9 protein-coding genes are annotated in these 12,568 nt (G+C 35.0%); 8 read left to right on the top strand and 1 reads right to left on the bottom strand.

All coding sequences use genetic code 11. From position 1 onward, the window contains the following. The first annotated feature begins 145 nt into the window (after nucleotides 1-145). The 3 genes from OPR52_RS04260 to guaA all read left to right on the top strand — a co-directional run bounded on the left by OPR52_RS04260 (nucleotide 146) and on the right by guaA (nucleotide 5,451). On the top strand, nucleotides 146-1,222 hold the full coding sequence (locus tag OPR52_RS04260; protein ID WP_012673083.1) for a methyltransferase domain-containing protein: 1,077 nt from the start codon (nucleotides 146-148) through the stop codon (nucleotides 1,220-1,222). A 58-nt stretch (nucleotides 1,223-1,280) separates the two neighbouring features. Beyond that, complete coding sequence (locus tag OPR52_RS04255; RefSeq protein WP_006280151.1) at nucleotides 1,281-3,065, top strand: ribonucleoside-diphosphate reductase subunit alpha; 1,785 nt, start codon at nucleotides 1,281-1,283, stop codon at nucleotides 3,063-3,065. Nucleotides 3,066-3,888: 823 nt separating this feature from the next. Continuing rightward, a complete protein-coding gene (gene guaA / locus OPR52_RS04250) occupies nucleotides 3,889-5,451 on the top strand; it encodes a glutamine-hydrolyzing GMP synthase (RefSeq protein ID WP_155968965.1) in 1,563 nt (520 codons plus the stop codon). Nucleotides 5,452-5,483: 32 nt separating this feature from the next. Here guaA and OPR52_RS04245 read toward each other — a convergent pair whose 3' ends face one another. Continuing rightward, entirely contained in the window at nucleotides 5,484-6,191 is a 708-nt protein-coding gene (locus OPR52_RS04245; RefSeq protein WP_265037790.1) for a TerC family protein, read from the bottom strand. Between the two features lie 397 nt (nucleotides 6,192-6,588). On the opposite strand from OPR52_RS04245, the gene OPR52_RS04240 reads away from it, so the two are divergent. The 5 genes from OPR52_RS04240 to OPR52_RS04215 all read left to right on the top strand — a co-directional run bounded on the left by OPR52_RS04240 (nucleotide 6,589) and on the right by OPR52_RS04215 (nucleotide 12,561). Next, a complete protein-coding gene (locus OPR52_RS04240; RefSeq protein ID WP_006279522.1) occupies nucleotides 6,589-6,771 on the top strand; it encodes a hypothetical protein in 183 nt (60 codons plus the stop codon). Nucleotides 6,772-6,956: 185 nt separating this feature from the next. Next, nucleotides 6,957-7,772 (top strand): ankyrin repeat domain-containing protein, encoded by an 816-nt coding sequence (locus OPR52_RS04235; RefSeq protein ID WP_265037788.1) that lies wholly within the window; start codon nucleotides 6,957-6,959, stop codon nucleotides 7,770-7,772. 275 nt (nucleotides 7,773-8,047) lie between these two features. Next, a complete protein-coding gene (mutS, locus tag OPR52_RS04230) occupies nucleotides 8,048-10,543 on the top strand; it encodes a DNA mismatch repair protein MutS (protein ID WP_265038469.1) in 2,496 nt (831 codons plus the stop codon). Between the two features lie 337 nt (nucleotides 10,544-10,880). Beyond that, nucleotides 10,881-11,069: a hypothetical protein gene (locus tag OPR52_RS04225; protein ID WP_265037786.1), complete on the top strand. Its 189-nt coding sequence runs from the start codon at nucleotides 10,881-10,883 to the stop codon at nucleotides 11,067-11,069. 313 nt (nucleotides 11,070-11,382) lie between these two features. Beyond that, nucleotides 11,383-12,561: a ribonuclease D gene (locus OPR52_RS04215; RefSeq protein ID WP_265038468.1), complete on the top strand. Its 1,179-nt coding sequence runs from the start codon at nucleotides 11,383-11,385 to the stop codon at nucleotides 12,559-12,561. The last annotated feature ends 7 nt before the right edge of the window (nucleotides 12,562-12,568 follow it).

Genomic DNA, 12,568 nt, shown 5'->3' with positions numbered 1-12,568 from the left:
AGCAATCCTAAACAGTATAATCTGAGAAATATGTGGTAAACTTATATATACAGTAAAAATTAATAAAAAAGATATTTTGTAAGATAAAATGTGTTAAAATCAATTGCCTAAAAATGATAATAAACATTCGGAGTATTTCTAACGTATGAAAAGTAATCTCTCTTTTATAAAAAACGTTGCTTTAAATTGTATGTCTAAGCTCATTGGCGTATTAAATATTAAGAAAGTAAAACACTTCATTGTGAATAAATATAATACTCTTCATAAAGAAATGACAGTGCTTCTTAAAAAATCTAAGAACCTGTTAAACACCAACATTGAAATCGGTTTATATCACTTTTATAAAGGTAGCATATCAGATGCAAAGTTACGATTTTGGTTAATTAGCATATTTTACCCCCATTTACCTATAGTCTGGTATAACATCGGAAGGTGTCATTTTGCGGTAGGGAATACTAACAAAGCTTATAATTATTTAACAAGGGCACTAAAATTAGATAATGACCACGAGGAGGCGTCTTACTATATAAAAAAAATGACAAACTCAGCGCCTATTACAGAATTGCCAAAAAACCTCATAAGACAATATTTTGATTACACAGGTGAATATTTTGTTGAGCATTGGTTGATTGCCAAACAATATAGAGGGCATGAACTTGTACACATGATAATTACAAAAATCTTCAACAACTCCACTTCTGAGCTCAATATACTCGACCTTGGTTGTGGAACTGGAATATGTGGTCATTTCTTGAAAATAAATAGTATTGGAAACCATATAACAGGAATTGACATTTCAAGTAGAATGCTAAATATCGCAAGAGGATGCTTTATAAAAGGTAAGCCTGTTTACAATGAATTAATACATATGGAAATGAAAGAGTTTCTTAAACAAGAGAAAAACCAGCAGTATGATGTAATTATCTTTGCTGAAGTGCTACATTATCTACATGACTTTCAAGAAGAGTTGGAATTAGCAAAAAGATCTACGAGCAAAAAAGGAGTTATTGTATGTTTAATAAGAAGAAAGGAAGGTGAAGGTATTGACTTTGTAAATAAAGGAGACTATTTTCGTCACTCAGAAAGTTATGTTCAACATGTTGCAAAAGAAATAAATATGCAAATAAGTTATATGAGTTACTGTAAAATATATGGCAGTCAGGTTGACGGTATCTTGTTTGCATTACAGCATCAACAAGAAAATCCGAAAAACCTAACTTAAAAATCGCTCAAAATGACTTTTAAGTATCTATATATAATAAAAGAATAAAAGGAACTTTATGAATAACATTACCATTAATTACGCAAAGGACAGCAAATTAACCGACTTTGGAAAAGCAGTTCTATCAGACAGGTATTTAATAGAAAATGAAAGTTATCAAGACCTCTTTGCACGTATTGCTAATTACTATTCTGATAATAAAGAACATGCGCAGCGTCTTTATGACTACATGAGCAACTTGTGGTTCATGCCTTCAACACCAATACTCAGCAATGGTGGCACTAAGAGAGGGTTACCTATCTCTTGCTTTCTTAATGAAACCGAAGACAGCTTGCAGGGAATAGTTGATCTATGGAACGAAAATGTTTGGCTTGCTGCACGTGGAGGAGGCATAGGTAGTTATTGGGGAAATTTACGCTCAATAGGCGAAAGCGTAAAGGGTAGCGGCAAAACATCAGGAATTGTTCCATTTATTGTAGTGCAAAATGCTCTAACGCTTGCAATTAGTCAGGGATCCCTAAGGCGAGGAAGTTCAGCAGTCTACCTTCCTGTATCTCATCCGGAGATAGAAGAGTTTCTAGATTTACGCAAGCCAACAGGCGGTGACCCAAATCGCAAAGCGTTAAATATACATCATGCTGTAATAGTAACAGATAAATTTATGCAGGCTGTTGAGAATGATCAAGAATGGAATTTAATAAGCCCTCACAACAATAAGGTTATTTCAACTGTAAAAGCGCGGGATATATGGATCAAAATATTAACAGCAAGAGTTGAAACTGGAGAACCTTACATTATTTTCCTTGATGCAACAAATAACAATAAGCCAGAATCTTACAAAAAGCTCAACTTAGACATCAAGATGTCAAATCTATGCAGTGAAATAACTTTAACCACAGGTTATGATCACCTGAATAAGTCACGCACTGCTGTGTGTTGTCTATCATCCGTAAACCTTGAGTACTACGAAGAATGGAAAGACAATAAACTCTTCATAGAAGATATAATGCGCTTTCTTGATAATGTATTGGAAGATTTCATAAATAAAGCACCGAATGAAATGCAGCGAGCAAAATATTCTGCAGCCAGAGAACGCAGTATTGGTCTTGGTGTGATGGGCTTTCACTCATTTTTACAAAGCAAAATGGTTCCTTTTGAATCAGTAACAGCACAACAATGGAATAAAAAAATATTTAAGTATTTACGCGAGCAAGCAGATATAGTTTCTAAAAAATTAGCAGAAGAAAAGGGAGCATGTTCTGATGCCAAAGAAGTTGATCTAATGGAAAGGTTTACACACAAACTCGCTATTGCTCCTACTGCCTCGATCTCCATTATTGCAGGTAATACCTCCCCTGGAATAGAACCATACGCAGCAAACGTATTCATACAAAAGACACTTACAGGCTCATTTGTAGTGCGAAATAAATTCTTGCAAAAACTATTAGCAGAAAAAAATCAAGACAATGATAAAATATGGTCTTCAATTTCAACAAACGAGGGTTCCGTTCAGCATTTAGATTTTCTTAGTGAGCATGAAAAATTGACATTTAAAACAGCGTACGAGCTTGACCAAAGATGGATTATAGAACATGCAAGTGATAGAACTTCGTATATTTGTCAATCTCAATCAGTAAATCTGTTCTTACCTGCCAACGTACATAAACGTTACTTGCACAAAATACATATGCTTGCTTGGAAAAAAGGATTGAAGAGCTTATATTACTGCAGATCACAATCAATGCAGAGAGCCGATAAGGTCTCGCATGACATATTCAAAAAAAGTGAAATATTGCAACAAAAAACAGATATTGACTACGATGAATGTCTGTCATGCCAATAGCGGCCTTACTCAAAAAAAGTAGAGAGAAAGTTAAGCAAATGGGTAAATAGACTTCTTGCATAACCATATAACGCACTTTTATTGGGAATAGAAACGAAAAAACTTTCTTGACAAACTCCGCCAGCTCCCTTATCATAAAACTGAAGCTATTTATTTATCTTCGCAATCTGTGCAGGTTAATGACAAAAAACTTAGGGTATTTGGCGTCTCATGTTTAATTTTTCGCACTACGTGCATCGCATGTCTTTAAAAATTTTTAGGTTTTTATCTATATAAGCCGAAACGCGCTTACAAAGCGTTTAAGACAGCAAAAAACGTCAAATTGACAAGGGAGAATTTGAATGCTAGCTACTACGGGGTTTCTTTGCCTTTTTTCCTGCTTAGTAAATTTCTTAAACATTTATGGCTAAACGACAATCGTCATCCCGCTACTTGTTAGCGGGATCTATTGCCGAGATACCGCGAATGAATCGCGGTATGACGGTTCGCGGTGGCATGACGATAAAGTTTATACCTCGTCATCCCGCTGCTTGTTAGCGGGATCTCTTGTTAGCGGCTGAGATACCGCGAATGAATCGCGGTATGACGGTTCGTGGCAGCATGAAGATAATCCCGCTACTTGTTAGCGGCTGAGATACTGCGGCGGTATGACGTAGATTGCTGTCATTCCGCTACTAGTTAGCGCCGCAGCGGTATGGTGTAGGAAAATTAGCTATATAGCTAACTTGTACCACGCGTTAAAGCTTTTAAACAGGTCTTGGTTTACTTACTCCATTATTTTCTTTATTATCAGATATCATTTTAAATAATATGGAGGAGCAAATTGTCAGCAATTGCCATTATTGATTTTGGTTCACAGTTTACACAGCTTATCGCAAGACAAGTAAGAGGAATGGGTGTTTATTGTGAGATATTTCCAAGCAACATCAGTTTTGAAACAATATCAAAATTCAATGGGTTTATTCTCTCTGGAGGACCACAATCTGTAAATGATGATTGTTCTGAAACAAGTAGAGTAGTACATGAAATTATAAAACTTAATGAGGCAACAAACGTTCCTATACTTGGAATATGCTATGGACAGCAACTCATTTGTCATTATTTTGGAGCAAAAGTAAAAGAGAGTTTCAAACAGGAGTTTGGTAGAACTAAAATCAAGATACTAAAAGAATCCCCCATTGTAAAGGATACCTGGGATGTTAATTCTGAAGTGGATGTATTAATGAACCATGCGGACAGTGTTGATACTATACCACATGGATTTACTGTTATTGCATCAGGTGTGATAAATCAAACAATTGCAATGATTGTCAACGAACAGCGGAAGATTTACTGTACTCAGTTCCATCCTGAGGTTAAGCCCACAACAAATGGCAGTAAATTGCTCTCTAACTTCTTGGATATTGCAAATTGCGAAAGGGACTGGACAATGAAGTCGTTTATTGAGGAGCAAAAGGAAAAAATCAAAAATGTAGTAGGAGAGAAAAAAGTAATCGCTGCAGTGAGTGGTGGGGTTGATTCAAGTGTTGCAGCGGCTCTCACACATAAAGCTATAGGAAAACAATTGAACTGTATTTTTATCGATACTGGGTTGTTACGCAAGAACCAAACCATCGCTATGTTGAAAGAGATTCCGATAAATTACGTTGATAAATCAAATTTATTTTTGAGTAGGTTGAAGGGAATAACTGATCCAGAAGAAAAGCGAAAAATTATCGGTAACACTTTTATTGAAGTGTTTGAAGAAGAAGCAAAAAAAATAGGTGATGTGGATTTTTTGATGCAAGGTACCATCTACTCTGATGTAGTTGAGTCAGGGCATGCCTCAGACAACACTAGTACAATTAAGTCTCACCATAATGTTGGTGGGTTGCCAGAAAAGATGAATCTGAAGTTAGTGGAGCCTTTACGTTACCTCTTTAAAGATGAGGTAAGGCTACTTGGAAAAGAAATTGGGCTTTCAGACGAGATAATATTTCAACATCCATTTCCTGGACCCGGACTTGCAGTGAGGATTATAAGTGAAGTCGATAAAGAAAAGGTGCAAATATTGCAAGAAGTAGATGAAATATATATTAATACGATGAAAAATTACGATCTATATGATAAGATATGGCAAGCTTTTGCTGTATTATTACCAATAAAAACTGTAGGCGTTATGGGAGATGGTCGTACGTATGGATATGTTTGTGCTTTAAGGGCTGTAACATCATCTGATGGTATGACAGCCGATGCATTTCCATTTGAAGATAAGGATCAACACTTGCTAGTATTTTGGGATTTTTTACGCAATGTCGGCAGTATAATTGTTAATAATGTTCCCGGAGTAAATAGAGTTGTTTATGATATCACTTCTAAACCACCCGCAACTATTGAGTGGGAGTGAATCAAAAAGATCCCGCTGCTTGTTAGCTGGATCTAGAGATACCGCGAATGAATCGCGGTATGACGGTTAATTTTCTTTATTTTGCTTATAATTTCCACAAGCAGTGCAAACATAAATGAAGAATACAAATATCCTTTTGGTAATTCTATATGAAATCCATGAAGTATGAGGTACACACCGACAAGTAAAACAAATAAAATGGCGATTATTTTTAACACTGGGTTAGATTTGATTAACTGGGCGGTATAACTTGATAAAAACAGCATTGCTAGCATGGAAAATGTAAATGCTGTAGCAATTATTACCATGTTATAAGTTAGTGCTATAGCAGTTAATATCGAATCAACCGAAAAAACTAAATCTATTAATATAATTTGTAGCACAACTAAAAAAAATTTTGATTTAACGTTTGCTTTCCTTTTATTTTTCTTACATACAAAGATGTCATCCCGTAACTCCATAGAGCTTTTAACAATAAGGAATAATCCCCCTGCGATCATAAGTAAATCCCTTGCTGATGCAGTGTGAAATATAGGTTTTTGCATTGATAATATAGATGATGTAAAAAATAGTATTACAAAACGCATTAATAGTGCTAATCCAAGGCCCATAAGGCGCACTCTTTCTCTCAGCGCATTTGGTACCTTATCTATTGCTAGAGAAATAAAGATTAAATTGTCTACACTAAGTATAGTTTCAAGTAGTGTAAGTGTCAGTAAAGTCCAAGCATCAGTTAGCATTTTTGTTTCAAATTCGGTTCTTCTTACTCTACAATAGATGTGTAAAAATTAAGTGACTTCACTCAGAAGTTTTATAGCAGTTCTCCAGAAAAACAGGATATATAAAGTTCAGCAGCTTCTTCTATTTTCGTTTTTGAGCAAAATCAATAATAAGAGAGTTTCTTATTTTCATGCACGCAAATAAGATAAAGCCTTATTTTCATTTTTGACTTTATTTGAAAATAATATATACTATAAAAATAGTGTGCTAGGTTGAATGAATGTATATTAAAGGATCACCATCAGGCAAAGTATTCGCTGGTTATCAGGCATTTATACCAAGCCCCTTGCCACCAAAATTTGAATGGGACAATGATTTAGTTAATAGTCTTTAAACCCTTACTTTACTATAAGGAAAGTGGTTGAAAACTTAGGTGTCGTATTTACAACAGCCCAAAGAGCAATCGTAAAGCTTGAAGATTTAGGCATCGTTTCACAAACTTCTCAAGGAAAGAGAGATCGGGTTTATTGTGCAACTGATATTTTGAATATTCTAGAAGAACCAACTAAGATTACAGAGAACTTCGATAGCACATTGTAGCTATTATGATGAATAAATTCAGCAAACAGCAAGCTTAAAGAGTCTGATCCAATGGACATGCTGAACAAAAAGTAAGGAGCTCCTTTTGGAGGATTGTATTAACTTATTAATTAATTGCTTGACTTTTAGCAGGATTTATTATACTATTTATTAATGAGTAATGCAATCAAACCAAGGAGGATAGCATGATAAATAATTTGGATTCAATAATTCTTGGAATAAAAGATGGTGAAAAGGCGATTGAAGATTTAAGGGTTGTTCTTAAAAAAAGAAAAGAAGACGTTATCACTACACAGACATTTAATTATGCTTTACGATGCCTACAAACTACAAAGGAAGCGATAGTACACGAAATTCTGCTTCATTTTATACAAAATCCTGGCGAGCAATCACTAGAACAAGTGATACAATGCTTAGATAGAGCAATACAATCTGGGATATATGCAAAAAACAACCCAATAAGAAATCTAGATGAAGAATTTCGTACTCATATAAACTTTAAAGATGAAGAGGGAAATACATTACTACATCATGCAGTTATAGGTAATAAAACTGAAGAAATAATCACCCTTCTTGTTACATATAGTGCAAATCCTTTGATACAAAACGCGGATAATAAAATTCCTTTAGATTTAGCTCAAGGAGAAACAAAAGAAGTGCTTATTAAAAGTATGAAAAAACAAGCTCATACGAAAAAAGAAAGCGCTATGATAGGCAGTTTAGTGCCTGGCGTAATAATTGGTGGTTTTCTTGGTGTTGTACTTGGAGCTGGTGTGTATGTTGCAGTAAGTCTTTCTGGTGGTATGATACTAGGTGTAATGATAGCATCTGTTCTTGTTGCTAGTATAGCTGTTGGACTGGCCATGTATTTTTTGAGTCAAGACTATGAACAGGCTAAAGCGATAGAAAAAACTATTAGCACTGTTAGCTCTGTTAGCTCTGAAATATCTGTTGGTGCTGCAAATGGTAAAAATGATAAAGAAGGGCAACAACTTACATAGAAAAAGCTATAGTATTTTTCAAACTAAATAATAAACCTTGTAATTAGGATATTCTGGATTCCAGCGTCACGTGCTGGAATGACAACTGCGTTTTTTGTTTTTTTGTCATCAAATACTCCTACTCTTTATGTCATCCAAGTGTCCTGACTACTTGGATCCAAGAAATTTAATTGTTTTAAATTTTTCCCTCTATACACCTATTTAAAATTTATGTTATCCACATGTGCAATATAATCTATAATAACGTTTATCAATACAATATATTAAAAAATATTATGAGCTTCGTAAAAGAAAAAAACACCCCTGTGATGGAGCAGTATTTGAACCTGAAAGCTCAATACAAAGATCATCTGCTATTTTATAGGCTAGGAGATTTTTATGAATTGTTTTTCGATGATGCTATTAAAGCTGCGAAATTGCTGAATATAGTGCTAACCAAGAGAGGTAATTCGTGTGGGCAGGACATACCAATGTGTGGAGTGCCAGCACACAGTAGTGAATCTTACCTACACAAGCTAATAGATTTAGGATTCAAAGTAGCAATCTGTGACCAATTAGAAACTGCTGATGAAGCAAAAAAGAGGGGCTATAAATCCATAGTAAAACGTGATGTAGTGCGAGTTGTAACTCCAGGTACAATTATAGAAGATTCACTACTGGAGGATAAAAGCAATAATTATCTCGCGTCCATAGTTGAACAAAATGACGAATATGCTATTAGTTGGCTTGAATTATCGACGGGAAAATTTTTTCACACTTTAACGAGTTTGAAAGCTCTAGATAGTGATTTATTGCGTATATCACCAAGAGAATTATTAATTTCTGAAAAATTCACTGAGGATGAAAAAATTAGATCGGTTTTAAAAAATTATAAAATATCAATTACGCAACACGCACAGAGTTTTTTTGAGTATAGTAAATCTCACAGAACGTTATGCGAGTTTTATAAAATCAGGGAACTTGGGAGTATAGGAAATTTCAGCAAAGTAGAAATCATGGCGTGCGGTGCACTGCTTGAATATGTCAGAGTAACACAAAGGGGCTCCATTCCAAGGCTTGAATTCCCAAAAACCTATAAGCAACAAAATTTCATGCTTATTGATGCTTCAGCAAGGAGAAATCTTGAGTTGTTTTCAACTCAATTTGGTGAAAAGAAAGGTTCACTAATTTCAGTTATTGATCACACAGTTACAGCCTCTGGTGGACGCCTGTTAAAACAAATGCTTGCTTCACCACTTGCTTGTTCTAAGGCGATTAACCTAAGGCTCAGTACCGCTCAATTTTTTGTAAATAATCATGATTCACGCAGAAAAATACGAGAGATATTATCTAACATTCCGGATATTGAAAGGTCTTTATCGCGCTTAATACTAGGGCGTGGTTCACCAAAGGATATGAACCTATTGAAAATAGGCCTAGGAAAGACTTTAGAATTGTCTGAGTTCTTATGTAAAATTGAATCAGGTGAAAATGGATCTCTCCCACAACAATATGTCATCCAAACTGAGATCCAGCCAGCGTCACACGCTGGAATAACAGTAAAATCAGACGAGAGTGAACTAAGCACAATACATAAAAGCCTTGGCAATCATAAAGACCTATTTGAACTGTTAAATAGTGCTATACTCGATAATAACCTCAGTTCCGTGAAAGAAGGAGGATTTATTCACTCAAAATACAACTCAGAATTATCTGAGTTATCCTACATATTAAATAATAGTAATAAACTAATAACCAAACTCCGTGAATCTTATCGCGACCTAACTGGCATTGCCGCACTCAAAATATTACACAACAACATACTTGGTTATTACGTTGAAGTGTCGGCAAATCACAAAATAACTTCGGATATATTTATTCATAGGCAAAGCTTAGCAAATAGCATGCGCTACACTACTAATGAATTGAAAGAACTAGAAAATAAAATTCTTACGGCACGTGATGCTGCAATCGGCTTAGAAATGAAAATTTTTAGTGAACTGTGTAGTGAAGTCGCTAAAGAATCTGAAAAAATTGCTCTTGCTGCAAATGCTTTGGCAAAACTTGATATTAGAACCGCATTTGCAGAGCTTGCAGTGCAAAATAATTACGTAAAACCCATTATTGATGACAGCAAAGAGTTCAATATCTGTAGCGGAAGACATCCATTGGTTGAAGTTAACGATAAATTCATTGCAAATAGCATCAATTTAGCTGGTATACATCTAATTACTGGTCCTAATATGGCTGGAAAAAGCACTTTCTTGAGGCAAAACGCTCTCATTGCAATTTTAGCTCACATGGGGTCATTTGTGCCAGCAGAGAGTGCACATATTGGAGTGATTGACAAGATATTCAGCAGGGTTGGCGCAACGGATAATATAACAGCTGGTTATTCTACCTTCATGGTAGAGATGATCGAAACAGCAACGATAGTAAATCAGGCAACGGACCGTTCCTTGGTGATACTTGATGAAATTGGTAGGGGCACAGGGGTGTATGATGGATTATCTATTGCACAGGCGGTGATTGAACATATTCACAATGTAAATAAGTGCCGCGCCATTTTTGCAACTCATTATCATGAATTAACTAAAGTAAGCAAATACTTGAAGAACGTGAAATGTTTTTGTGTAAAAATAAGAGAGTGGAACGGAGAGGTTATTTTTCTACATGAAGTAATTGAAGGCATTGCAGATGAGTCATATGGAATACATGTAGCAAAACTTGCTGGTTTTCCTGATTCTGTTTTAAATAGAGCAAGTGAAGTGTTTGAGGAGCTGAAGGCTTGAATCATTATTATAAGTGAAGAATTACCTATACAATCGTGGTAGTAGCTATAGAAACGAAAAACTTACTTGACACCCTTCGCCAGCGCCCTTATCATGATAGTGAAGCTATTGTATTTGCTTTCGCCAATCTGCAGATTAAAAGGTAAGGATTACTTAATGTATTGGCGTCTTATGTTTAATTTTTTGCAGTATATAGATACTGTATGTCTTTACAAAACTTCATCTACATCTAGATTTTTATCTAAATAAGCTGAACGCGCTTATAAAGCGTTACAAGACATCAAAAAATGCCAATACTCGACAGAGATAGTAAAAGACTAGCTAACTCGGGGGTCCTTTGTCTTTTTTTCTGCTTAGTAAATTTCTTAAACATTTGCAGCGTAAGTTAGTTGCAATTAAAAGCAGCTTAATCTTGCTTGTCAAGCGTTTAAAACATAAAAAACGCCAATATTTTAAAGCGGATAATAACCCCAGGGCTTCTTTTGCCTTTTTTTTATTAGGTAAATTTCTTAATATTTATAGCTAAACGACAATCGTCATCCCGCAGCGGGATCTAGAGATACCGCGGCGTTATGACAGTTCGCGGCGGTATGACGTAGAGTGCTGTCATTCCAGTGCTTGGCACTGGAATCCAGCCTTTATTATGCAGCCACTTGGTTGAAATTAAGTCTTCTAGATCCCAGTGTCAGCTACTTGGATGACAGGAGAAGGAAGCACTGGGATTGGGATGGAAAAGGCTATTTGTGTGATGCCAATGAGTGATAGAAAGTTCTGCAAGAAGTCATTAATTGCAAAAATTTAATATAAGTGGTAAAGTAGAACCACTGAATAAAAAACATATGTTAATTAATACAACGTCGGAGCTGGAGGACATATGTGAGGGGTTGATAGCAAAAAAGCCAAAATTTATAGCAGTTGACACGGAGTTCATTAGAAATAATTTAATCTACTACCCAAAATTATCGTTAATTCAAATTTCTTACGGAGAGAAGAGTTTTATTGTAGACGCATTAGTGCCAGAAATTGATTTATCATTCATTAAGAAAATAATGCTAAATCAGGGGATAACCAAAGTGTTTCATAGCTGCCGGCAGGATATAGAATCCTTACTCACTGTATTTAAATGTATTCCCACTCCCATTTTTGATACCCAAGTTGCTGCTATGTTTTGTCATTATTATCATGACTTTATTGGTTACTCAAAAGTAGTGGAGCAATATCAAGGAATAGCACTGGATAAAATTAAAGCTAAAAATTCAGATTGGTTAAGGCGTCCGTTGTCCGAAGATCAGTTAGATTATGCAGTAAACGACGTGGTACACCTATATGACCTATACCAAATATTGTGCAATAAACTTGAAGAAAATAATAGGATGGGTTGGTTTCAAGAAGAGATGGAATCAATAGTTGATATAAATAAGTATTTACATAGCCCAAAAGATGCATGGAAGAGGATTAAATTTAATTATGAAGTAAATCCAAGATTGATACTAACTGTTAAAGCAGTTAGTGAGTGGCAAGAAACCTTAGCACAGCGCTATAATATGAACCGTAATAAAATAATCAATAATGCTGTAATAGCTGATTTTATTGAAAAAAATGTAGAGCATGTTGATGAGATTTTAGATGATCTCAAGAGGAATACAAAAAATATAAAAGATGCGGATTTACTAGAGTTTGTGAATATTTTTAATGAAAATGAGAGAAATTGGATGCAGCAAAACAACACCTTATCGAGTAATTATGATAAATCTGTACTTGATATACTCTCAATTATTTTAGATAGTAAATGTAAAGAAAGTAACATATCAAGGAAATTAGTTTCTTCAAAAGATGAGTTAACCGGGTCAATATCTGGACAGACAGATAAATTATTCAAGGGATGGAGATATGATTTTTTTGGCAGGTCAGTTGAATCATTTTTCAACACAAGCTCAAAATTTGAGATTTCAGCAGTGAAATCCGCAAATAATATAACCAAAATTCAGAGTAATTTAGTGGAGAATAACTGTTGCTAAAGTAACT

Origin of the sequence: Wolbachia endosymbiont (group A) of Hylaeus communis, from assembly GCF_947251915.1 — a bacterium.
Lineage (GTDB): Bacteria > Pseudomonadota > Alphaproteobacteria > Rickettsiales > Anaplasmataceae > Wolbachia > Wolbachia pipientis.
Note: the sequence above shows the minus strand (reverse complement) of the source record. Positions and strands in the feature narration are given on the sequence as shown.